This is a genomic window from Arthrobacter sp. 10N43, from assembly GCF_056394525.1.
In genome coordinates this window covers 116,815-138,341 of record NZ_JBFTIA010000001.1, presented here as the reverse complement: position 1 = coordinate 138,341, position 21,527 = coordinate 116,815, and the positions used below count along the sequence as shown (strand labels likewise).

Annotated in this window: 22 protein-coding genes; 10 read left to right on the top strand and 12 right to left on the bottom strand. The window is 66.9% G+C overall.

Going from position 1 to position 21,527, the window contains the following annotated elements:
- Positions 1-37: 37 nt before the first annotated feature.
- Positions 38-379 (top strand): GNAT family N-acetyltransferase, encoded by a 342-nt coding sequence (locus tag AC1DDO_RS00610; RefSeq protein WP_476866292.1) that lies wholly within the window; start codon positions 38-40, stop codon positions 377-379.
- 30 nt (positions 380-409) lie between these two features.
- Here AC1DDO_RS00610 and AC1DDO_RS00605 read toward each other — a convergent pair whose 3' ends face one another.
- Both AC1DDO_RS00605 and AC1DDO_RS00600 read right to left on the bottom strand, forming a co-directional pair.
- On the bottom strand, positions 410-988 hold the full coding sequence (locus AC1DDO_RS00605; protein ID WP_476971190.1) for a TMEM175 family protein: 579 nt from the start codon (positions 986-988) through the stop codon (positions 410-412).
- A gap of 169 nt (positions 989-1,157) precedes the next feature.
- Positions 1,158-1,493, bottom strand: a complete 336-nt coding sequence (locus AC1DDO_RS00600; RefSeq protein WP_476971189.1) for a carboxymuconolactone decarboxylase family protein — start codon at positions 1,491-1,493, stop codon at positions 1,158-1,160.
- Between the two features lie 273 nt (positions 1,494-1,766).
- Between AC1DDO_RS00600 and AC1DDO_RS00595 the strand changes: the two genes are divergently transcribed.
- Together AC1DDO_RS00595 and AC1DDO_RS00590 are read left to right on the top strand one after the other, a co-directional pair.
- Positions 1,767-3,239 (top strand): DUF2252 domain-containing protein, encoded by a 1,473-nt coding sequence (locus AC1DDO_RS00595; protein WP_476971188.1) that lies wholly within the window; start codon positions 1,767-1,769, stop codon positions 3,237-3,239.
- 28 nt (positions 3,240-3,267) lie between these two features.
- A complete protein-coding gene (locus AC1DDO_RS00590; protein ID WP_476971187.1) occupies positions 3,268-4,893 on the top strand; it encodes an FAD-dependent oxidoreductase in 1,626 nt (541 codons plus the stop codon).
- Here the strand turns inward: AC1DDO_RS00590 and AC1DDO_RS00585 are convergent.
- From AC1DDO_RS00585 to AC1DDO_RS00575, 3 genes are all read right to left on the bottom strand, one after another.
- Positions 4,785-5,540 carry a CDP-alcohol phosphatidyltransferase family protein gene (locus AC1DDO_RS00585; RefSeq protein ID WP_476971186.1) on the bottom strand — a complete coding sequence of 252 codons (756 nt, stop codon included), beginning with the start codon at positions 5,538-5,540 and terminating at the stop codon, positions 4,785-4,787. The genes AC1DDO_RS00590 and AC1DDO_RS00585 overlap by 109 nt on opposite strands.
- A 251-nt stretch (positions 5,541-5,791) precedes the next feature.
- Positions 5,792-6,247 (bottom strand): hypothetical protein, encoded by a 456-nt coding sequence (locus AC1DDO_RS00580; protein ID WP_476866286.1) that lies wholly within the window; start codon positions 6,245-6,247, stop codon positions 5,792-5,794.
- On the bottom strand, positions 6,244-6,627 hold the full coding sequence (locus AC1DDO_RS00575) for a cupredoxin domain-containing protein (protein ID WP_476971185.1): 384 nt from the start codon (positions 6,625-6,627) through the stop codon (positions 6,244-6,246). The genes AC1DDO_RS00580 and AC1DDO_RS00575 overlap by 4 nt, the downstream gene beginning before the upstream one ends.
- 183 nt (positions 6,628-6,810) lie before the next feature.
- Here AC1DDO_RS00575 and AC1DDO_RS00570 point away from each other — a divergent pair, with 183 nt between their 5' ends.
- Positions 6,811-7,758 carry a cation diffusion facilitator family transporter gene (locus AC1DDO_RS00570; RefSeq protein WP_476866284.1) on the top strand — a complete coding sequence of 316 codons (948 nt, stop codon included), beginning with the start codon at positions 6,811-6,813 and terminating at the stop codon, positions 7,756-7,758.
- A 41-nt stretch (positions 7,759-7,799) separates the two neighbouring features.
- On the opposite strand, the gene AC1DDO_RS00565 is transcribed toward AC1DDO_RS00570, so the two are convergent.
- The gene (locus AC1DDO_RS00565; protein WP_476971184.1) at positions 7,800-10,049 is read right to left on the bottom strand and encodes a putative bifunctional diguanylate cyclase/phosphodiesterase; all 2,250 of its coding nucleotides are present in this window, start codon (positions 10,047-10,049) and stop codon (positions 7,800-7,802) included.
- A gap of 217 nt (positions 10,050-10,266) precedes the next feature.
- Positions 10,267-10,569: a DUF4193 domain-containing protein gene (locus AC1DDO_RS00560; protein ID WP_223987258.1), complete on the bottom strand. Its 303-nt coding sequence runs from the start codon at positions 10,567-10,569 to the stop codon at positions 10,267-10,269.
- A 290-nt stretch (positions 10,570-10,859) separates the two neighbouring features.
- Between AC1DDO_RS00560 and AC1DDO_RS00555 the strand changes: the two genes are divergently transcribed.
- Together AC1DDO_RS00555 and AC1DDO_RS00550 are read left to right on the top strand one after the other, a co-directional pair.
- The gene (locus AC1DDO_RS00555) at positions 10,860-11,105 is read left to right on the top strand and encodes a hypothetical protein (protein ID WP_476866282.1); all 246 of its coding nucleotides are present in this window, start codon (positions 10,860-10,862) and stop codon (positions 11,103-11,105) included.
- 97 nt (positions 11,106-11,202) lie between these two features.
- Entirely contained in the window at positions 11,203-11,913 is a 711-nt protein-coding gene (locus tag AC1DDO_RS00550; protein ID WP_441408531.1) for a response regulator transcription factor, read from the top strand.
- On the opposite strand, the gene AC1DDO_RS00545 is transcribed toward AC1DDO_RS00550, so the two are convergent.
- Positions 11,861-13,336 carry a sensor histidine kinase gene (locus tag AC1DDO_RS00545; protein WP_476971183.1) on the bottom strand — a complete coding sequence of 492 codons (1,476 nt, stop codon included), beginning with the start codon at positions 13,334-13,336 and terminating at the stop codon, positions 11,861-11,863. The genes AC1DDO_RS00550 and AC1DDO_RS00545 overlap by 53 nt on opposite strands.
- A 352-nt stretch (positions 13,337-13,688) precedes the next feature.
- Positions 13,689-15,653 (bottom strand): amylosucrase, encoded by a 1,965-nt coding sequence (locus tag AC1DDO_RS00540; protein ID WP_476971182.1) that lies wholly within the window; start codon positions 15,651-15,653, stop codon positions 13,689-13,691.
- A 155-nt stretch (positions 15,654-15,808) separates the two neighbouring features.
- On the opposite strand from AC1DDO_RS00540, the gene AC1DDO_RS00535 reads away from it, so the two are divergent.
- Positions 15,809-16,558: an ABC transporter permease gene (locus AC1DDO_RS00535; RefSeq protein ID WP_476866279.1), complete on the top strand. Its 750-nt coding sequence runs from the start codon at positions 15,809-15,811 to the stop codon at positions 16,556-16,558.
- A gap of 23 nt (positions 16,559-16,581) precedes the next feature.
- Here AC1DDO_RS00535 and AC1DDO_RS00530 read toward each other — a convergent pair whose 3' ends face one another.
- Positions 16,582-17,085, bottom strand: coding sequence for an HtaA domain-containing protein (locus AC1DDO_RS00530; protein ID WP_476866278.1), 504 nt, complete (start codon positions 17,083-17,085; stop codon positions 16,582-16,584).
- 183 nt (positions 17,086-17,268) lie between these two features.
- Here AC1DDO_RS00530 and AC1DDO_RS00525 point away from each other — a divergent pair, with 183 nt between their 5' ends.
- The 3 genes from AC1DDO_RS00525 (at position 17,269) to AC1DDO_RS00515 (ending at position 20,028) form a co-directional block, all read left to right on the top strand.
- Complete coding sequence (locus AC1DDO_RS00525) at positions 17,269-18,255, top strand: S1C family serine protease (protein ID WP_476971181.1); 987 nt, start codon at positions 17,269-17,271, stop codon at positions 18,253-18,255.
- A 392-nt stretch (positions 18,256-18,647) separates the two neighbouring features.
- Positions 18,648-19,586, top strand: a complete 939-nt coding sequence (locus AC1DDO_RS00520; RefSeq protein WP_476971180.1) for an AfsR/SARP family transcriptional regulator — start codon at positions 18,648-18,650, stop codon at positions 19,584-19,586.
- 178 nt (positions 19,587-19,764) lie between these two features.
- On the top strand, positions 19,765-20,028 hold the full coding sequence (locus AC1DDO_RS00515) for a hypothetical protein (RefSeq protein WP_476866275.1): 264 nt from the start codon (positions 19,765-19,767) through the stop codon (positions 20,026-20,028).
- Between the two features lie 40 nt (positions 20,029-20,068).
- Here the strand turns inward: AC1DDO_RS00515 and AC1DDO_RS00510 are convergent, their stop codons facing one another.
- Together AC1DDO_RS00510 and AC1DDO_RS00505 are read right to left on the bottom strand one after the other, a co-directional pair.
- Positions 20,069-20,689, bottom strand: a complete 621-nt coding sequence (locus AC1DDO_RS00510; RefSeq protein WP_441408539.1) for an L-threonylcarbamoyladenylate synthase — start codon at positions 20,687-20,689, stop codon at positions 20,069-20,071.
- Between the two features lie 101 nt (positions 20,690-20,790).
- Positions 20,791-21,510, bottom strand: a complete 720-nt coding sequence (locus tag AC1DDO_RS00505; protein ID WP_476971179.1) for a DUF5134 domain-containing protein — start codon at positions 21,508-21,510, stop codon at positions 20,791-20,793.
- Positions 21,511-21,527: the final 17 nt, after the last annotated feature.

Here is a 21,527-nt window from a genome sequence, read left to right as displayed (position 1 = left end):
GCGCCAACCCGTCCCAGCCCAGGAGACCACGCCGACCATGACCACCATCAGGAACAACCCGGAGCGCGGCCGTTTTGAACTGCTCGACGCGGACACCGTCATCGGCAAGGCCGCCTACGTGGACGATGCCGGGCCGGCCCAGCGGATTTTCTATCACACGGAGATCAACGAGGAATATGGCGGCCGGGGGCTGGCCGGTGTGCTGGCCGCCCAGGCACTGGATGAGACCGTCGCCGCGGGCCTTTCGATCGTGCCGGTGTGCCCGTACATCAAGAAGTACCTGACCAAGCACCCCGGCTACGCGGCCAGCGTCGTGGCGCCCACCCGGGCCCATCTGGAAATCGTGAGGGATTCGCTGGCCCAACGCGTCCGGCGGTAACTGTTCGTTACGCTTAGGGGCCAACGCCGCTCAGGTGTGGGCGATGAACCGCTCTACACGCCGGTCCGGAATGAGCCAGATCGCGGCAACAAGTGTATAGACGGCGATCCCGAAGAGCGGGTTGATCAGGCTGAGGCCCATCCCCGCTATGTACAGCGCCGGGGAGCCCTTGCCCTTCCAGTCCTGCCCCATGGCCTCATCCAGCGCACCACCGCGGCCCTGCTGGCGGATCAGGGCCGATTTGAGGATGTAGTAGGCAATGGCGGCGAGCAGGAGGTTCAGCCCGTAGACAAGGACGGGGACCTCCGCCAGGCCCGCGTCATTGATCCACCGGGTGGTGAAGGGGACCAGGGACAGCCAGAACAGCAGATGGAGGTTTGCCCAGAGCACTGTGCCGTTGATCTTCCCGGCCAAATGGAGCATGTGATGGTGGTTGTTCCAGTAGATCCCGACATAAATGAAGCTCAGCAAGTAGCTGAGCAGCGTTGGAAGCTCGTGAAGCAGCGCCGGCCACGTGGGTTCGGCCGGGACATGAAGTTCCAGCACCATGATGGTGATCACGATCGCCAGCACCCCGTCGCTAAAGGCCTCCAGCCGGTTCTTGTTCATGGGCCGCCTTAGATCAGGGCATCGTGGCCGATGCAGCGATGGACTGCCGACGCCGTGGCGCGCGGTTCGTAGGAAACGCTACCGGTCCGCCCAACGTCTGGCGGGAACCCACGCCGGACGGCCCGCCACGGCGGGGGGCGCCCGCCACTGCGACGTCGTCAGAGCAGGCTCAGCCTTCGGCTTCGGCTTCGAGTTCCGCCTCGGCCATTTCGAGGGCGAAGCCCAGTGCGCTGGCAAGACTGCTGGCCGCCGCCACGATCCGGGGAGTCCCCACAATCGGAGCAACGGCGATGAGGACGCCGCGGACATCCTCCAACGTGATGCCGACGTCCACGGCGGTACCGGCGTTGAACAGGTAGGAGGCGACTGGGGCGTCGACGGCAGCGAGGGCCGCGATCCGGACCAGCATCAGTTCGCGAGGCTCAAGGGTGGAGCGCTCGAGCGACACGGCGGTGATATCGGCGAGGGCGGCGAGGACGGGTGCTTCTTCTTCGGCCATGGTCATGTCTCCATCTGGTTTCGGTGTTGTTGCCGAGCGGGGCGGCGCGAGCGGGGAGCCCCACCCGTCTGCAACTTAACCCGGTACGGCCCAGGAAGACATCACCCGAACGGGATGAACCGATCGCTAGGTTTCGGAACCCGGAACAGACCGGCCTTGAGTGTGCGGCGACGGGGTTCGGCAAGACATCACCAACGCGTTGACGAGGCGCTACTTCGAGGCCACAATCGCATTAACTCGACCCAAGCTCAGCAGAACTGACCCAGGCAATCAGTGCCCGTGGCGGGTCCTGACGTCAAAGGGAGGTCGGCGATTATGGCCGAGAAGAAAGTCAAGCATCCAAGCGTCGAGCAACGAGTATCGAAGGGCAAGGACTATCGCAAGGAAGCACCAGTTTCCAGCCACACAGGGTGGGAGCCGGCTTCCGACCGACCCGATCCGGTGGCACTCCTCGAGGAACAAAACCTCACCCGGGAACAGGACCTCGTACCGGTGCGCCACGGCCGAATGTTGGCATCACCATTCACGTTCTACCGGGGTGCTGCCAAGATCATGGCCGCCGACCTGAAGGACACTCCGCGGGCCGGCCTGCGCGTCCAGCTGTGCGGAGACGCCCACCTGTCCAACTTCGGAGTCTTCGCCTCGCCCGAGCGAAACTTGCTGTTTGACCTGAACGACTTCGACGAGACACTTCCGGGGCCGTTTGAGTACGACGTGAAGCGGATGGCTGCGAGTTTCACGATCGCGGCGCGGAACAATGCGTTCACTACGGAAGAAACGCGCGATTCGACCCTCACGGCTGTTCGGGCCTACCGCGAAGCGATGGCCCAGTTCGCGCAAATGCGCACCCTGGACATCTGGTACGCGCGCCTGTCCGAGGAACAGCTGATGGAAGCGATCGACCTCGCCGTGGCAAGCCAGAAGGGGAAGGCCCTCAAGAAGGCTGCCCAGGGCATGGAAAAAGAGGCGCGGCAAAACGTAGCCAAGGCCCACACAAAGGACAGCCTGCAGGCACTGTCCAAGCTCGCCGAGAGCGTCGACGGGAAGTACCGGATAGTCAGTCAACCGCCAATCGTCATTCCCGTCCGGGAACTGGCGGATACGTACGGCATGTCCGGCGATGACGTTGCAAAAGCGGTTCGTGAACAGCTCCGGTCCTACCGGGCCACGCTGCCCGATGACCGGCGGCACCTGCTCGAACAATTCGAAGTCATCGATGTCGCCCGCAAGGTGGTGGGCGTCGGCAGTGTCGGCACGCGGGCGTTCATCGCCCTGCTGCAGGGACGCGACCAGGAGGATCCCTTGTTCCTGCAGGTCAAGGAGGCCACGAAATCGGTGCTGGAGGACCACTTGCCGAAGAGCAAGTTCAAGCAGCCGGGGGAGCGGGTGGTGCAGGGGCAGCGGATGATGCAGGCCGCAAGCGACATCTTCCTGGGGTGGACCAAAGGTGTGCAGGACAACCGGTTCCTGTACTGGCGTCAACTGCGTGACATGAAGGGCTCGGCCGTGGTGGAGGGGATGAAGCCGCTGGGCATGACCTTCTACGCCGATGCCTGCGGCTGGACGCTGGCGCGGGCGCACGCCCGGTCCGGTGACCCGATAGCGATCGCCGCCTACCTTGGCAAGAGCGACAAGTTCGAACGCTCCATCACTGATTTTTCCGAGCGTTATGCGGACCAGAACGAAAAGGATTATCAGGCCTTCGCCGACGCGGTCCGCTCGGGCCGCCTGGAAGCAGTAGAAGGCCTCTGAGGGAGTGCCGGCGGCGGAAGGCGGCACCGTGGGTGATCGGCTCGAAGGACAGCAGGTTTCGCTTTGGGTCGCCACGGCAGCCGGTGCCGCCAGATATCCGTCCCTGGGCTCGGATCTCGAGGTCGATGTCGCCGTGGTTGGGGGAGGGATTGCAGGCCTGACGGCGGCGCTGGCCCTCAAACGTGCCGGACACACCGTCGCGGTTCTGGAGGCGGCACGGATTGGCACCGGGGTCACGGGGCACACCACCGGCAAGGTCACGTCCCTGCACCGGCTGGTCTACACCGAACTTGCCGACCGGCACGGGCCGGATGTCGCAGGCACATACGGGCAGGCCAACCAGGCCGCAATCGAGCACATAGCGCGTGTGGTGGCGGAGGAAGGCATTGACTGCGGCTTTCGACGGGTGTCCAACTACACGTACGCAGAATCCGACGACGCCCTGGCCCAGGTCCGCGACGAGGCGGCCCTGGCCGCACGGCTTGGATTGCCGGCAGCCTTTACATCCGACGTTCCGCTGCCGTTCGCTGTCCGGGGCGCAGCCCGGTTCGATAACCAGGCACAGCTGCACGCGGTGAAGTACCTCCAGGGCCTGGCCCGCGCCGTGGACGGCAGCGGAAGCCATGTGCTGGAGGATACGCTCGTCACCGCGGTCCGCGATGGTGTGCCCGGCGTCGTCGAAACCGCGCGCGGCACAGTCCGGGCGCGCGATGTGATCGTAGCCACGAACGTTCCCGTCGGCGACGGCGGGAGTTTCGCCGAACGCTGCTACCTGCACCGCTCCTACCTCGTTGCCTGCCTGGCACCCGCCGCGCCCCTGGACGGGACGTTCATCAGCGTCGACGAGCCGATGCGCTCCATCCTGGCGATCGACGTCGAGGGTTCCCGTTACGTTCTCACCGGCGGCGAGGGCCACAGGGCCGCCGAAACCGGCGATGCGGCCGAGCGGTACCGGAGGCTCGAGGAATTCTCGCGGGAACGCCTCGGTACCGGGCGGACCAGCTTCCGCTGGTCCACGCAGGACACCATGCCGGTTGACGGGTTGCCGTACGCCGGGACATTGACCCCGACGGCGGCGCACCTCCATGTGATTACCGGCCTGCGCAAGTGGGGGCTGACCAACGGCACCGCCGCGGCGCTGGTCCTGGCCGACGCCCTGACCGGAAAGCACAACCCCTGGGCGGCGGTGTTCGACACCAACCGGGCGACGCCGGCCGGCGGGGCCGGCAAGAAGAAGGTCCAGGCGCCCCAACCCCAACCCCAGGAACCGGACCAGCAGGACCAGGAGGAACGGCGCGTCGCTGCCCTGCGGCCCGGTGAAGGCACCGTGGTGGAGATCGACGGCGAAAAGACGGCGGTCTATGCCGACCCGGGCGGTGACCTGGTTGCCGTCTCGGCGGTCTGCACGCATCTGGGTTGCACGGTCGAGTTCAATGCCGAGGACTCGACCTGGGACTGTCCCTGCCACGGCTCGAGGTTTTCCGCGAACGGTGCGGTGATCCAGGGCCCGGCGGCCGTGAACCTCGCGCCGAGGCCCCTACTGCGTCATCTGCCCGCCGGGGTTCCGGCGCATGAGGCGGGTGAGCCGGACTCGCCGCCGGGGATTGCCCGGCGGAGCCGTTCCAGCTCGAGAACATCGCGCCCGAACGAGTAGATCAGCAGCCCGAGCGCCGCGCCGAGCACCACGGCCCCGAGCCACGCCGGGACGCCGGGCAACAGGGCAAACAACAGGGCAGCGGGCTGGGTGGCTCCTATGACCTTGCGGACAGTGCTAGGCGGCAGCGGCTTCCTCAGCCAGGGGCGGAAGCAGGCCGCCGCGAGAAAGGCGTAGTACATCAGGCCGATGGCCAGGGGCCACGGGCCGAACGTTCCCGCCGCGGCGCAGGACAGCACCAGAACCAGGGCGGCGTCCGTGTCTGAATCCAGCCGTGAACCCTCGGCCGTGGCTGACCCGGTGAAGCGGGCCACCCGTCCATCCACGGCATCGAGCAGGAACGCCGTGGTGCCCAGGACCACCACCGCGGCAGCTCTTGCTGCCGCTCCCGAGTCGGCTCCGGCGATCAAGCCAACCACAGTCATCGCGGCACAGCAGGCCACGATGGCGGCCCGGCCCAGGGTGACACGGTCCGCGGGGGTCGAAAACCGGGGATTCCGGCGCAACACCGAGCCGGTGGCCCGAAGGATCACAGCGGCACCCGCCGCCAGGGCCCCGAACCAGAGAGCCGGATCGGTGAGGACCTCCATGCCGAGCCAGGCCCAGGCCACCAGATATGCTGCGACGGCGGCACCGGCATCCGTCACAGCCCGGCGGGCGCGTGCTGATCCGGGCCCGGTTGGTCCGGCGGCTGTCGATCCCAGACCTGCCGGCGCCGTGCCCTTTTGTTTCGCGCGCCGTTGATTCGCCCGCTGTTGTCTGGTGCCCTGTTGTTTGGAGCCTTGTGCAATCGTCTTCAGCCTGAATCACCCCGCCCACATGCTAGCAATTCGAGGCCCGGTTCCCGGGCAGCGCCGGTCGGCGCGGTGCCGGTCGTCATGTGTCGGGTCGTGATGTGTCAGGACGGGGCGGGACTCCGGGAAGACCGCCGTCCCGCCCGGGCGAAGCCGATGGCCGCCAGTACGGCTCCGGCTCCTTCGGCCACTGCGCTCAGGGACTTCTCGAAGTACCAGATGGGCTCGTACATGGCCGGAAATGGTCCGAACGCGGGAATGTTCACGTACCGGTACGTGACTACGGCGACGAAGGCGCTCAGCGCAACGACGAAAGCTGCTGCGTAGGCGGCCCTGCTGCCGCGCAGCAGCACCCACAGCCCGGCCAGCACAGCCGCGGCCGACTCCAGCAGGAAAAGGTTCCCTTGACCGATCCCCGCGGAGTTTCCCGCCTGGTAGCCCGGGGCCAGATGGATATGGACGCCGGCGTCAATGAACAGGGCCACCGCCGTGAGGATACGCAGGGCCATGCCGGTTCCGTGGACTCCCACGGACCGTCCGGAGTGGCTTTGGACGCTCATTTGACCACCAGCGTCCCATGCATGTTGGTGTGGTAAGTGCAGTGATACGGATAGGAACCGGGCTGTGTGGGCGCCGTGAAAGTGGCGGTGCCGCCGCCCTTGACCACGGCATCGAATGCTTGGCCTTCGTCAGCCGTGACCGTATGCGCAGCAGAATCCAAGTTGGTCACCGTGACCACCGCGCCGGGCGCCACGGTGAGCGGGTCGCCGTAGGCAAAGTCCTTGATCGTGATGGTGGCGGCGGCTGTTCCCGCCGTCTGGGTGGCTCCGGAAGGGGGCGCCGACGTCGACGCCGGCACTCCGGTTCCACTGGCGCACCCGCCCGTCCCGAACAAGATCAGCAGCAGCCAAATCGTTGACAGCTTCCGGCGAGCATTCATGGCGCACACCCCAAGCGGCTTGTGGGACAAAGAGCGAATGAACTTAATAGATTCATTGTGCGCCTGCCCGGCATAAATGGAACCAGTTTTTGCTACGCGGTCCCGCGATGTGATGCCCCGGCGTCAGGCGGGGGAGATAGCGTAGGCCAAGGATCCATTCCACGGCCGCGGGAGGAAGATTGCGTGAAGCGTGACAAGTCCGGGTTCGCATCGCTCACAGTGCTCATCGCCTTCGGGGCGAACGTTCTTGTCGCGGCGGCTAAATCCGTGGCGGCGCTCATCTCCGGTTCGGCGTCCATGACGGCCGAGGCAGCCCACTCCTGGGCCGACACCGGCAACCAGGTGTTCCTGCTCATCGCCGAACGCAAAGCCGCCAGGAAACGGGACAAGGCCCACCCCATGGGCTACGGACGTGAGGCGTACGTGTGGTCCATGATCGCGGCCTTCGGCCTGTTTACCGCCGGGGCGGTGGTATCGGTGATGCACGGCATCCAGCAGCTGCTCACGCCGGAGCCGGCCGGCGACTTCGCGATCGCCTATGTGGTCCTGGCGGTCGCTTTTGTCCTTGAGGGTGTGTCCTTCACCCAGGCGTTCCGGCAGAGCCGGAAGGCGGCACGCGAACTGGACCGGAAAACACTGGAACAGGTCCTCAAGGGTTCCGATCCCACGTTGCGTGCCGTCTTTGCCGAGGACGGGGCCGCACTGATCGGCCTGCTCATCGCGTTCGCCGGCATCTTCCTGCACCAGGTCACCGGATCCTCCGTGCCGGACGCCGTGGGGTCAATTCTTGTCGGCATCCTGCTGGCCGTTGTCGCCGTCGTGCTGATCGATCGGAACCGCCGCTTCCTGGTGGGACAGGCCGTCACCAGCGACATCGAGGGCTCCATGGCCCGCCGCATCCTCGAGCACCCTGAGATCGAGCGCATCACGTACCTGCACCTGGAGTTCGTCGGCCCGCGCAAGCTTTACGTCGTGGCGGCGGTGGACATGGTGGGGGACCGCCAGGAGCATGACGTCGCCGTGGCCTTGCGCCGCGTTGAACGCGAACTCGAGGACCACGCAACGGTCGAGGAGGCCGTCCTGACCCTCGCCACAGCGGACGAGCCCTCACTCGACTTCCCCGCCGCCTGAGGGCAGCCCGGCCCTAGGCGCGGCCTGAGGGCAGTCCGGCCTTAGGCGCCGTCCGCCACTGCGTCCACGCCGGCCGGTGGCAACAGCTGCGGCCCTGAGGCCAGCAGCGCCTCGAGGACCGGAGAGGGGCTGGGACCCGCCAGGAGGAAGCCCTGACCCATGTCGCAGCCAAGCGATCGCAGGAGATCCAGCTGCCCCGTGTCCTCGATGCCTTCGGCGATGACGCCCAGGTTCAGTTTCCGCGCCACTTCCAGGATGCCCTCGAGCATCGCCGCGGCCGGGGCGTCCCCAGGCACTCCGGACAGGAAAGAGCGGTCAATCTTGAGGATGTCCGCGGGCAGAGCGGCGAGTGTGCTGAGCGAGGAGAATCCGGTCCCGAAGTCGTCGATCGCGATTCGGACGCCGAAACTTTTGAGCCGGTTGAGGGCGCCCACGCCACCATCGGAGCTCGTGGCGAGGGCCGATTCTGTGACCTCCAGGATCACCTTGTCAGCCTGTGAAGCGGGGTGGGCCAGGATGCGCTCCAGGGCGGCCAGGTTGCGGTCGCTGGAGAGCTGAACCGTGCTGAGGTTCACCGAGACCCAGAGGTCGTCGGCGGTGCCCGGGGAACGGCGCCAACCGGCGACGTGGCGGCTGGCTGTGTCGAGAACCCAGCAGCCGATGGGGCCGATGTCGCCGGTTTCCTCGGCCAGGGGGATGAATTCTGCCGGTCCCAGCCGGCCCAGCGTGGGATGTTCCCAGCGCACCAGGGCCTCCACCCCGGCGATCTCACCTGTGCCCAGTTCAACCACCGGTTGATAGTCCAGACGCAGCTGGCCTGCCTGCACGGCCGTGGCGAGGTCGGCCCGGAGCGCGGCACGGTAGGTCATTTTGTCGTAGCCCCGGGCATCGAAGAGCTGGTAGCGGCCCTTGCCACTGTGTTTCGCCATGTACATGGCGAAGTCAGCCTGCCGCATCAGCTCGGCCGGATCTGCAGTTCCGGCGCTGCGCTGGGCGGCACCCATGCTGACGGTTACCTTGAGCCGGACGTCGTCGATGCAGAATGGCTCGCGCAGGGCGTCCTGGATGCGGCCGGCGACGTCGTCGGTTGCCGTGCCGCCGTCATTCATCACCACTATCGCGAATTCATCCCCGCCCAGCCGGGCGACGAGGTCATGCTCGCGCACGCAGCTGCGAAGGCGCTGGGCCAGCTGCATGAGCAGCGCGTCGCCGCCATTATGGCCCAGCGAGTCGTTGACGTCCTTGAAGTCGTCGACGTCGATGATCACGAGGCCCTCGCGCCGGTCAACTGACCCGGCGTCGGCGGCGAGAAAGACCGAGGCGAGGCGTTCGGTGAGGACCACGCGGTTGGCCAGTCCCGTGAGGGGATCATGCGTGGCGCGGAAGGTCAGCTCAAGATGGTTGTCATGCACGGTGGCGGCCATCGAATTGAATGCCTCGGCCAACTGGCCCAACTCGTCATTGCGGACAACGGTGATCCTGTGGCTGTAGTCGCCGGCCTGCAGCTTCAGGACCCCCCGGTAGAGACCCTCCACGGGGCGCATCAGGTACTTGGTCATTCGCCGGCGGAAAAAGAAAACGCCGCCCACCGCTACTGCAAAGAGGACTGTGCGGCCGGTCGAAACCATCTGCTGGAGTTCCGCGCCGTACGCGACGCCGTCGTCGAGCGCGTCGAGCGAAGCCCTCCGGATGTTCGCCAGCAACGCGCGCGACCTCGCGCCGGAGGCGGCGAACGACGGGGCCTCTGCCACGCGGTTGCCGTGCAGGCCGGCCACCTGGCTGTCCCAGAGTCCGTGCGCGGACAGGCCGTCCTGCCACGCGGTCCGGGCCTCCCCGAGCGAAGCGCGCATGCCGTACGCGTCCGGCAGGATCCCGGCGGCGGCGTCGAACTGGGCGGAGACGTCCTTTTGCTGCTGCAAAAAGGCCGATGTGTCGACGGGTACTTCGGCGAGCAGTTGCAGTCCGGCTTGTTCGTGGTCGTCCAGGCGGGCCCGTATTTCGGCGACGGCCTCCGACTCGAGGCGGTGCTGTGCGGCGGCGTGCTGGATTTGATCCGTGACCACGCGGACGCCAATCACGGTTGCGACAACGCCGAGCACCAGCGCCACGAACACCAGTGCGAACGCCCTGGACCATTCGCGTTGCAGGCTGCCGGTAGGTACGGGTGTCTGCGGCCCGGTCATCTCCCCGGCCGGTGCGGCCTCCCGGCCGGTGGAACGTCCCGGTGCTTGGGCGGCAGCCGACGGCGGCGCGGCAGCAGGGTCCACCAACTTGTTGTTGGGGTTACGCATGGTGTGCCTCCGGCCTCGTGCCGGCACTCGCCGCATCGTCAACAGGAGCGTAGCCGAAGAGGCCCGTGCGGGTCATGTCCGGCCGCTGCCCGAAACTATTGTGAAGCATGTGACAGCAGTGTACTCGGCGCGTGACTGACGCGGTCGAGGACGGGTGCCAAACTTCCTGTGCCGGGCTGAACTCCTCCGGCCGCCTGCGTGCGGGAGAGGGCGGGTCTTAGCTGAGGCAGTCCGCGCAGTAGGCGTGGCCGCCCTTTTCCTTGGCCAGCTGGGACCGGTGCCGCACCAGGAAGCAGGAATAACAGGTGAACTCGTCCTCTTTCTGCGGGATGACCGTGACAGTCAGTTCCTCGCCGGACAAGTCTGCCCCCGGAAGCTCTACGCCCTCGGAAGTGTCTGCCTCGTCGAGCTCGCGGACCACGCTGCGGGCGTCAGGCGCGTTAGCCGAACGGAGGGCCTCCAGGGAAGCGTTGCGTGATTCCGCGACGTCGGAGCGTACTTCGTCATAATCGGTTGCCACCTGGTGGTACTCATTTCCGTTGCGGGGTGTGTGATTCAGTTTGTGATCCGGAGTCTTTCCGGTTCTCCGGGATTGAACGGTACAGCATGACACCGGGTAAAAGCTGGGGACTGGGGCAGTCGCGGCAGTGACGCTCGTGACACCTCCTGGCGGCGGTCAGCGGCGCGGCCCCCTGCACTTCGTTCGCCACTGGTCACCGGGGCGTCACGCGGCGTTAACTTCGGTGTCCTACCCTGATTCTTTAGGCATCATCCACCATGCGCACCACCATCCGTAGGGAGGGATTCACCATGGCCGATATCGCTGGAGTGCTGGGACGGCTGACGCCGGAGGAACTTAATGAGCTGCGGTCCCTCGGCCCCAGCGGGCACCTGAACCGGAGCCTCACTGACGCCCTGGACCGCGCAGCCGGAGGGCCCGGGGCAGGGCGCGGCTACTACGTCCCCAACGGGAGCGTCAGTGCCACCGGCGGACCCCACGTGGTCCTGCGCAGCGACGTGTCAGGATGGCTGTTCGGCCCCGCCCAACAGGCCTAGCCGGGCGAGGTGACCCCTTCCCACCGACATGGACACGTCAGGTTCCTTCCGGGCCGGCCCAGTAAGGGCCATACTTGCTCAAAAGGAGGGGTCTGGATTGCGGATTCTGATGGTGGAAGATGAGCACGCCCTGGCGGAAACAGTCCGGCGCGGACTGAAGAATGAGGGGTTCGTCGTCGACGTTGCCCACGACGGCGTCCGGGGACTCTCCGCCGCGCTCGAGAACGCGTACGATGCCATCCTCCTGGACCTCATGCTGCCGCGGATGAACGGCTACGACGTCTTGAAGGAATTGCGGAACCGGAAAGTCTGGACTCCGGTGCTGATGCTCACGGCCAAGGACGGCGAATACGACCAGACGGATGCCTTCGACCTGGGCGCGGATGACTACCTGACCAAACCGTTCAGCTTCCTGGTGCTGGTCGCCCGGATCCGGGCGCTGATCCGGCGTGGAGCGCCGGCCAGGCCCGTCATCATGACACTCGGCACATTGTCCCTGGACCCCGTCAGTCACAGTGTCCGCCGCGGAGATACCCTCATCAGCCTCACGGCCAGGGAGTACGGGCTCCTGCACTACCTGATGCGCCGGCACGACCAGATCGTCTCAAAGGCGGAGATCCTGCAAAACGTCTGGGATCCGGCCTTCGAGGGCGCGAATAACGTCGTGGAGGTCTACATCGGCTACCTTCGGCGCAAGATCGATGGGCCTTTTGGTCTCCACAGCCTGACCACCGTGCGTGGCATGGGCTATCAGCTCAGCGCCGACCCGATCCCTGAGCCCCGTGCCGTCGAGCTTCGCGAGGGCTGACGTCCTCCGGTGCCGCCGCCTCCGGGCAGGGGAAGGCGATCTCAAACCGGCAGTGGCCCGCCGGCGCGTTCGTCGGCCGGATGGTCCCGTGATGGGCGGCTACGATGCCGGCTGCGATGGCCAGGCCCAGTCCGCTGCCGCCGCCTTCCCGGGAGCGGCTGCCGTCGAGCCGGACAAATCGTTCGAAAATCCGCTCCCTGTCCGCCTCCGGGATGGGGTCGCCGTCGTTGTCGACCGTGATGATGACCTGGTCCCCGGCGGCGCGCAGGTCCACGGCGATCCGGGACAGGGCATGGCGGTCGGCATTGTCCAGGACGTTCCGCAGGACCTGCGCCAGCCGGCGGGCGTCGCCGCGGATCCGTGCGGGAACGAGCGTCGCCTGAATCTGGTTCTTGCTGGTTGACCGCAGCCGGCGGATCTCCTGGTCCAGCACGTCGTCAAGATCGACGTCTTTCTGCTCCACCTTCAGGCCGCCGTCGTTCGCCTTGGCCAGGGTCAGGAGGTCCTCGACCAGGAAGCTCATGCGGGCTGTCTCGTCGGTGAGGACGTCCTTCATCTGCAGCCACATCGCCCCGGTGGGATCCGCGGCCGCGATTTCGATTCCGGCCCTCAGTGTGGCCAGCGGGCTGCGCAGTTCGTGGCTGGCGTCCGAGACGAACCTGCGCTGTTCGCTGTCCGAGGCCTGCAGCCGGTCCAGCATCGTGTTCATGGTCTGTGCCAGAGCCTGGATTTCATCGTTCGTGGCCGGCACATCGACCCGCCCGTCCAGCTGCTCGGCGTCGATCCGGGCCACCTGGCCCCGGATCCGCTCCACCTGGCGGAGGGATCTTCCCACAAGGAGCCACACGGACACGGCCACCGTGGCCAGCAGCAGAGGCGTGGCACCCAGCATGAACCATGCCACCGTGGCGATGGTGTCGGCCTGAATCTGCGAGGCCTGGGCCACCACCACCGTAAAGCTCAAAGTGCCTGTCCGCGCTCCCACCGTGACGATGTGATAGTCGTCGGTGTCCGCGATGCTCGGAAGGCCCGAGACATCCTGGGTCATGGTCTGGCCCGGGGCGGGCCGTTGGGCAGACAGCGGGGCGTTGGCGATCTCGGGATCCGAGCCGGCCAGCACGTACCCTGCGGCGTCCAGCACCTGGACGAACTGGCCCGCATGGGCGGTATCAATAATGTAGGCCCGGGCATCCGCGATATCCATGTCCTCCATTTCGGCGACCACATCCAGAGACTTCTGCCGGGCTGCGGCGTCGCTTGACCTGGCCAGGGACGCCTGGAGCAGCACCAGCAGGACCATGCCGCCGAGAAGCAACGCCACGGCCACGACGCCGACGGCGACCGCCGTCGAACGCTTGCGCACGCCCCAGTCAACGGCGCCCCTGCCGGGGCGGTCATGTGTGGCCCGCTTGCCCAGTCCCATCCTCCAAGAATGCGGCAACGCAGGGATCCGGACAACCAGTGTGGCGCATTTCCGCCGCCTCACCCCCCGCCCCATACCCCGGGTAGATGCCGGTGCCATCCGGACGTGTGGCCGGGGGTGCCGGGAGAGGTCACTCTCAGACTCTTCTCAGGGGGATGCGGGACAGTAGAAACAGGATCAGAAAGACGGCCGAACCGGGGCCGTCACACCACAGATTCCGGTCGCACGCTCTCCTCAACCAGCGTGCGGCCGGGCGCGACCCTTCTCCAAGTCTCCCGTTCCTGGCAGAGCAACCGGCAGCCACCACCCCCTCTTCGCGGCCAGCCCATGCCGCCGGTCCTCCGGCGAGGCCTCAGGGCCTGGGTGTCACCCGCAGCCAGAGGAACTGCTGGGCGTTCAGTCCGATTCCCGCGTCAAGGCGCATGCCGGCTCCGGTCAGGAGGTCCACGGCGTCGCCTTCGAAGCCGGACAGCGTCACCGCGTGCACCTCCTGCGGGCCGTCGCTGAAGTTGGCCAGCACGAGGACCAGGGTTCCGTCTCCCGGACGCTGGTACCCCAGGACACCCGGATTGTTCGTGGCGAACCCGACCAGCCGGGTGCCGGCCAGTTCCGGCGTCGAGGACCGTACGGAAATCATCCGGCGCAGCCCGGCGTAAACCGCCCCGGCGGGCGTTTCCTGGTCCGCGCGCCGTGCATAGTCTGCGGCCGGATAGTGCGGCCGGTGCACCCAGCGGCTGTCAGTTCCGTGCCCTTCCTCGCGGGCGTACTGGTAGTCGTTGGACTGGCCCACCTCGTCACCGAGGTACAGCAGCGGGATGCCCCCGGTGCTGAAGGCCACCGAATGGGCCAGCAGGATCCGGTTCACCGCCGCGGCTGGGTCGCCCTCCACCCCGCACAGGGACGCCGTCGTGCCGGAAATCCGGCAGTCCCCGGTACGGGGATTGTCCTGGAAGGGCACCCCGCGGGCGAAGCTGCCCGGAAACCGGTTGACGTAGAAGGAATTGAGGAACCGCCGGTGTTCGAAGGCATTGATGCCGAGCTCGGCCGCGTCCTCGTCGGCGAACGTCCAGCCGATGTCGTCATGGCTGCGGACATAGTTCACCCAGGACGTGCCGTCCGGAATGTTGTGGCGCCGCTCCAGGGCCTGGTTGAGCAGCGAGACGTCGCGGGTGGCCAAGGCCTCCCAGATCAACGCCATCTGCAGGGGATTGTAGGACAGCTGGCACTCGGCGGGGTCGATGTAGCGGGCCACCTCATCGGGGTGGACGATCGCCTCGGATTTGAACAACACCGACGGCGCGGCCAGCCGGCACACGGCATTGAACGCCTGCAGCAGCGTGTGGGCTTCGGGCAGGTTCTCGCACGGCGTGCCCAGCTGCTTCCAAACGAAGGCGACGGCGTCCATCCGGAGGATCTCCACGCCCTGGTTGGCCAGGAAGAGCATCTCCCCGGCCATGGCCCGGAAGACGTCCGGGTTGGAGTAGTTCAGGTCCCATTGGAACGTGTGGAAGGTGGTCCAGACCCACCGGCCATCCGGCGTTTGGATGAAGGATCCGGGGTGGTCGTCCGGGAAAATTTCTCGCACAGTCTGCTCGAACGCGTCCGGCATGGACCGGTCCGGGAAGATCCAGTAGTAATCGCTGTACGCCGGGTCGCCCGCCGCCGCCTTCCGGGCCCAGTCGTGCTCGTCTGAAGTGTGGTTGAAGATGAAATCGACCACGAGGCTGATGCCGTTGGCCCGCAGCTCAGCGGCAAGGTCGCGCAACTGCTGGATGCTGCCCAGCTGAGGGTTGACGTCCCGGTAGCTGGAGACGGCATAGCCGCCGTCGGAGTGCGGTTCGGGGGCCAGGAACAGGGGCATCAGGTGCAGATAGGTGAGGCCCAGCTCCTTGAAATAGGGGATCCGGGAGCGGATACCGTCCAGGTCCGCGGTATAGCGGTCGACGTAGCAGACGCCGCCGAGCATGGTGTTGGCCTGGAACCAGCCGCTGCTGTGCTCGCGTTCCGCGTCGAGGCTCTTGAGCCCCGCCGGCCTCTGAACCCACGAGCGGGCGGACTCCAGCACGAGGTTTGTCAGTTGATCCACCCAGTCCTGTCGTGTGCCGTAAAGGTCTTGGAAGAGCCGGAGCAGAACCGGGAAGTGGTGGTCGAAGCGTTCTTCGAAGACCGCCCGGTCCGGTCCGGCCCACCCGAATTCCGGGCCCGATGCCAGGGCCCGGAGGACATGCCGGCGGACCTGCTCAACTACCTCGTCCACAACTACCTCGTCCACGGCCCCGTCAGCTACGCCGTCATCTATGCGGGCGGGTTCAACCATGGGGCGTCTCCTTCGACGAACTTCGGCCCCCGACGGCGCCACGACAGTTCACATCCTTGCAGACCCAAGGACCGGTGCCCAGCGCAGAGGCGTGTTTCGGCGGGGCAAGATCTCCGGCGGAGGTGTTGTTGCGGGAGGGTCTATAGGCTGGCGTCATGACCGGTTCCACTGATCTCCTGCCCACGGTGCTGTGCGTCGGGCTCCTGATGGTGGTGACCGTGGCACTGCTCGCGGTTTTCCGGATCCCGCACAGAACCGCGCCGGCCCTGGCCATCCTGCGCGGAGCTGCACAGCTGGCCGTCATCAGCCTGATATTGGGCAGTGTCATCACCAGCCCGGTCTGGGTCGGCGCCGCCCTGCTCGTGATGTTCACGGTGGCAGCCGTGACGGCGACGCGGCGCCTGGGGTGGACGTGGGGCCGCCTGGCCGTGGTGGGCGGCTCCATGGCGGTGGGCATCCTGGTGACCCTGGCGATCGTCTTCGGCACCGGCGCGATCGCCTTCGCGCCCCGCTACGCGCTGGCCATCGGAGGGATCGTGATCGGAAACGCGATGACGATCGCGACGCTGGCCGGCCGGCACTTCGCCGAGTCGGTGAATGGACATTGGGACGAAGTTGAAGCGTGGCTTGCCCTGGGTGCGACGCGGCGGCAATCGACGGTGTGGCTGGCCCGGCGCGCCGTCTATGCAGCCCTCATCCCTTCCACCGACCAGACCAAGACGACGGGCCTTGTCACCCTCCCGGGGGCGTTCGTGGGTGCGATCTTCGGCGGGCTCTCGCCGCTGGAAGCGGGCCGCTTCCAGATCGTAGTGCTGGCCTCGATCATGGCGGCGGGGACCATGACCGCCGTCGCCCTGATCTGGGTCATCTCGCCGGTGAGGGTCCGTCCCGCGCGCCCACGCTAGGCCGGGCGCCAAGTTGCCCTGCCCTAGGCCGGCACCCGGATGATGAGGGGGTCCATCGCCTGGCCGTCGGCGTACTGGCCGTCGAACAGGTCCGAACCCGCCGCGGACACGGCCACCTCGACACGCTCCCAGACCAGGAATCCCTCCATGTTGCGGGGCGCGGCAGTGCGCAGGGTGCCGACGTCCGAACGGTCCATCCCGCCGCCGTCGCCAGTGCTGATGGACAGGACCCCATGCCCGGCCGTGAACTCGACCCAGGGATCCAGCAGCCGGACGAACATCATTCCATGGTGGCCGGCAACCCGGACGTCGCCGCGGAACCGCAGCACGCCGGTGCCGGTGGCGGCATCGTATTCGGAGCCGGCGTTGGCGAAGCAGAACTCCCCGGAGGCGGTCACCGTGGCGCCGCCGGCGGCGGAAACGGCTCCGTCCGGGAGTCCCGAAATGTAATCCATGAAGCTGCGCTTGATGCCCCAGGTCAGACCCGCAGGGGGCAGCGGAGCGGGGGAAGCGGACGCTGGTATCACGTAGGTTCTCCTGGGCCGTCGGACGGATCTACATCGAGCCTAGCCGCGGATCCGCGCCCGGCTGAACTGTTGCACGGCAGCAGCTTCATCCGGCGTATTTCTCTGACGGCGTAGGCACTCCGGGACTAGCGGCGGGGCGGCGGTGGTTGACTTGGATGAGTACCGCTTAGCAGGAGGTGCATTGTGGCAGCATCCATCAGCAGGGTCCCCGGATCCGAGGTCTCTGAAGACCCGCTGGATTCCTATTCCGCGACTGTCATCCGTGTGGCCGAAGCTGTCACACAGCACGTCGCAGCGCTGGAAATGACAGGCAGCGGGCGCAACGGCAGGCTGGTCAGGGTGGGGGCTGGTTCGGCCGTCCTGTTCACCACAGACGGATACTTGCTCACCAACGCCCACGTGGTGGGCGGCGCCCAGTCCGGCCGCGCGGTCTTCGCCGACGGCACCACCACGGCCGTGGATGTGGTGGGCGCGGACCCGCTCTCCGACCTCGCCGTGGTCCATGGCAGGGCACCCACGGCGGCACCGGCGGAAATGGGCGACGCCGAATCCCTCCGGGTCGGCCAACTGGTGATAGCGGTCGGCAACCCGTTGGGGCTCGCCGGTTCTGTCACGGCCGGTGTGGTCAGTGGGCTGGGCCGGTCCATTCCCGTCTGGTCCGGACGGAACCGTCGCGTGATCGAGGACGTCATCCAAACCGACGCAGCCCTCAACCCCGGCAGTTCCGGAGGCGCGCTGGCCGACGCGCACGGGCGGATCGTAGGCATCAACACGGCGGTGGCCGGAGTCGGGCTCGGCCTGGCCGTCCCTATCAACGCCACCTCCCGGCGGATCATCGGCTCGCTGCTTAAGGACGGCCGGGTTCGCCGCGCCTATCTGGGCCTGGTGAACACTCCCATCCAGCTGCAGCCAAGTGCCGTTGTCCGGACGGGCCGCAGGGAGGGCCTGCTGGTAGTTGAAGTCCTCCCCGGTTCGCCCGCCGAGCGCGCCGGGCTCCGGGCCGGCGACATCCTGCTGAGGGTCGGCCAGATGTACGTGTCCAACGCCGAGAGCCTGCAGAAACTGCTGTTCGCCGAAGCGATCGGTGAACCACTGGAGCTTGTAGTGCTTCGCGACGGAGCGGACCTGCGGCTGGTGGCTGTTCCGGCGGAGATGACCGACAACCAATAAGGAAAAATCCTGCCGCAGGCTCCATCCGGCGGCAGGGAAAATCCAGCGCGGAGTGGCGGTTCCCGGCGCCGGAAATGTCGCAGCGGGCACGAACTCGGGGCCGCCTCAGACTACTTGGATTCCCCATGCGTGGTGTGCGGTGAATCACTCGTTTGGCGCCACAAGTACCTGCCCGCCGCTCCACGTCCTTACTCAACGATACTGACGCCTGTACGCGTCTTTCTTTGGGCGAAAGATCGCGTAGCGGCATGCCTTGTTGCGCCCTGTCCGGCGTGTAACGGTGACATTGGAAAGCCGGAGGGAACAGAGTCTCAGTATGGCCTGGTTTCAATGTTGATCCGGCTCTTCGCAGACGATTCAGTTCGTTTTACCTGGGGAAATCGGAGAACATCGTGGATAGCCAAACGGGAACTACACCCTCCATTTCGGTCCGCTTGTTCGGATCATTCGAAGTGCGCCGGGACGGCGTGTCACTCACCGCCGCCGACATGGGGGGATGCAAGCCCCGGCACATACTGGAAATTCTTCTGCTGAACCTGGGCACTCCCGTGTCCAAGACCCGGCTGATCGATATGCTCTGGGGTGCCGGGGCCAGCGATGGCTCAGTGGCGACGCTCGAGAGCTACATCAGCGGCATCCGGCGTGCCATCCAGCCAGGGCAGACCAAGACCGGTCCGCTCCGGACGGCCAACAGCGGTTACGTCCTGGACCCCACACTCGTGGATCTGGACCTGTTCCGGTTCCGGGGGCTGGTCCGCGCAGCCGGCGAGCTGGCTGCGGTTGAGGCCTACCCGCTCATGCTCGAGGCCCTCGAGGTCTCGGCCGAGCCGCTGCTCGGCTTCGAACTTGCCTCCGACTGGGCGGAAGAGGCGCGTGCACGCCACGCAGCCGAGCGGGTGGCACTGCAGATCCTCGCGGCCGAAACGGCGGCACTGCTGGACAACCCGGACGACGCCGTCAACCTGGTCCAAGCTGCCATCCGGGCCGAGCCACTGAACGAACGGGCGTGGACCGTACTGGTGACTGCCTATGAACAGGCCGGCCTGCCGGCCGAAGGACTGGCGGCCTATGACCGTTGCCGCCGGCTCTTTGACCGCGACCTTGGCTGCGCCCCGGGTCCGGCCCTGCAAGAGGCTCATCTGAGGCTCCTGCGGCAGCGTGCGGAGAGCAACTCCGAACTCTCCGAGGTGCTGGCGGCGCTGCTGTATCTGGGTGAGCGGTTGAACGCGCCCAAGGGCCGGCAGTTGCCTGCCGCAGAGTCCCGACGCATGCATGAGAATGCCGGCCGGGTCCTGGATTCCTTCCTGCAGCGCGTCAGGGCAGCGGTCTGACGAGGGGGCCCGGCTGAGCGGTCTGATCGAGGGGGTCTGACGCGGCAAGGCCGGGCGCCGCCGGGCGAAGAGTTAGCTTCGTCACGTGGCCGGTTTTCTCGGGAAATTCGGCACTGCCGGGCCCCATACTTGGAAAGACCCTGGCGGGCTGTCCCACCGCCGGGCGTGAGGAGGGCCCATGGAAACCTTGAAGAAAGTCGTCACCAATGAGTACTTCCCGGCGGCCGCAGTGCTGTCCGGCGTCGTCCTGTTCTGGGTCCTTGGCCTGTTCGGCGGACTGTCCCTCCTGAGCACCCGCCAGTCCCCGGTGACCACCCTGACCTGGCTGATGTTCGTGTACGCCGCGGCCGTCCTGTCGCCCCTGGCCGGCCTGGTCGCCGCGATCGACCTCGTCCGCCGCTGGCTGCGGAACCGGCAGGCGCGCACCGCGGAATCCGCCTAGCACGTACCGTCGCTGAGCGGCGGCCTGTACCGCCCGTCCGCTACTCGAAACGGGAGGGGTCGCCCATACCCACCCGTACGACTTCCGCGACGCCGCTTGAGTAGTCGATCACCGTTGTTGGCTCGGCACCGCAGTCGCCGGAATCGATCACGGCGTCCACTACGTGGTCCAGGCGCTCTTTGATCTCCCAGCCCTGCGTGAGAGGGTCCTCCTCATCCGGCAGCAGCAACGTGCTGGACAGCAGCGGTTCGCCGAGCTCCGCCAGGAGCGCCTGGACCACGTGGTTGTCCGGGATGCGCACGCCGACTGTTTTCTTCTTCGGGTGCAACAGCCGCTTGGGGACTTCCCTGGTGGCGGGGAGGATAAACGTGTAGCTGCCGGGCGTGACTGCCTTGATGCTGCGGAAAACGTCGTTGTCGATCTGGACGAACTGTCCCAGCTGCGCGAAATCCTTGCAGACAAGCGTGAAGTGATGCTTGTTGTCCAGCTGCCGGATGGTGCGGATCCTGTCCAGTGCCTCCCGGCTTCCCAGCTGCGCGCCCAGCGCATAGCAGGAATCCGTGGGGTAGGCGATCAGGCCGCCTGAGCGCACGATCTCCACTGCCTGGAGGATGGAACGCGGCTGGGGGTTCTCGGGGTGCACATCGAAGTATCTCGCCATGGCATGAAGCTTACGCCGGAGGCGCTCTGACCGTTGAAGCACTGGCGTTGAAACACCGCACGCTGGCTCCCCGCCCGCCTCGCGCGCCTGCCAGCGTGCGTTCAGGCGGCCAGGGCGGCGAACATGAGGGCCAGTGCGGCGGCCCCGACAACCTCGACGGCGGTGTCGGCCAAGTCCCGGAAACCGGCGGAGTGTCCGTTCCGCAACCAGCCGCCGGGCGACCGGATGGCCGGGCGCACCGGCGGTTCCTCCGAACCGGGCCAGAATTGCAGGAGCAGCCGGGCCGTCCACAGGACCGTGGCCAAGCCAAAGACGATGGCCAGCCCGGAAACCGCGGACGGCATCAGTGCTGGCTCCGCGCTCCAGGCCGGGTCCGGCGCCGCCAACGCAGCTGCTGCCGAACCACCGTGATGCGGCAGCGAAATCAGCTGGCGCCGGGGCGGCGGTACCGCCGCGGACGCTGGCAGCCCCCAGAGACCCGTGGCAGCGAGCATGAAGGCCATCGCGGCCATGGCCGCGGCGTCGTAGAGGGGCTTCGCCGGACCCGACGGCGGCGACCCGTCCCGGCCGGGGGTCGGGCGTCGGACGGCTTGTACGACGAACCACCAGGCTCCGAGTGAGAACAGCAGCACCTGCGGCAAAACAGGCCACTGGCCGCCCGGGACCAGCATGATGGCCATGGCCGCCGTCATGAGGGCGTGCAGCCCCGAGTCGACCCGCCCGGTGGGCTGTGCTGCGGCCATGCCCCGCCAGGCCGAGTACAGCGTCGCCGCGACCAGCAACCCCGCCAGTGTCCAGCGCAGGGCCTCGCCCGCAATCATGGCCGTCTGATCAATTC

Excerpts from the sequence above, each read along its gene's own strand:
- AC1DDO_RS00580 (WP_476866286.1), bottom strand. The coding sequence starts at position 6,247 with ATGAGCGTCCAAAGCCACTCCGGACGGTCCGTGGGAGTCCACGGAACC.
- AC1DDO_RS00505 (WP_476971179.1), bottom strand. The coding sequence starts at position 21,510 with ATGATTGCGGGCGAGGCCCTGCGCTGGACACTGGCGGGGTTGCTGGTC.
- AC1DDO_RS00545 (WP_476971183.1), bottom strand. The coding sequence starts at position 13,336 with ATGGGACTGGGCAAGCGGGCCACACATGACCGCCCCGGCAGGGGCGCC.
- AC1DDO_RS00605 (WP_476971190.1), bottom strand. The coding sequence starts at position 988 with ATGAACAAGAACCGGCTGGAGGCCTTTAGCGACGGGGTGCTGGCGATC.
- AC1DDO_RS00555 (WP_476866282.1), top strand. The coding sequence starts at position 10,860 with ATGGCCGATATCGCTGGAGTGCTGGGACGGCTGACGCCGGAGGAACTT.
- AC1DDO_RS00540 (WP_476971182.1), bottom strand. The coding sequence starts at position 15,653 with ATGGTTGAACCCGCCCGCATAGATGACGGCGTAGCTGACGGGGCCGTG.
- AC1DDO_RS00600 (WP_476971189.1), bottom strand. The coding sequence starts at position 1,493 with ATGACCATGGCCGAAGAAGAAGCACCCGTCCTCGCCGCCCTCGCCGAT.
- AC1DDO_RS00610 (WP_476866292.1), top strand. The coding sequence starts at position 38 with ATGACCACCATCAGGAACAACCCGGAGCGCGGCCGTTTTGAACTGCTC.
- AC1DDO_RS00575 (WP_476971185.1), bottom strand. The coding sequence starts at position 6,627 with ATGAATGCTCGCCGGAAGCTGTCAACGATTTGGCTGCTGCTGATCTTG.
- AC1DDO_RS00510 (WP_441408539.1), bottom strand. The coding sequence starts at position 20,689 with ATGGCGAGATACTTCGATGTGCACCCCGAGAACCCCCAGCCGCGTTCC.
- AC1DDO_RS00565 (WP_476971184.1), bottom strand. The coding sequence starts at position 10,049 with ATGCGTAACCCCAACAACAAGTTGGTGGACCCTGCTGCCGCGCCGCCG.
- AC1DDO_RS00515 (WP_476866275.1), top strand. The coding sequence starts at position 19,765 with ATGGAAACCTTGAAGAAAGTCGTCACCAATGAGTACTTCCCGGCGGCC.
- AC1DDO_RS00535 (WP_476866279.1), top strand. The coding sequence starts at position 15,809 with ATGACCGGTTCCACTGATCTCCTGCCCACGGTGCTGTGCGTCGGGCTC.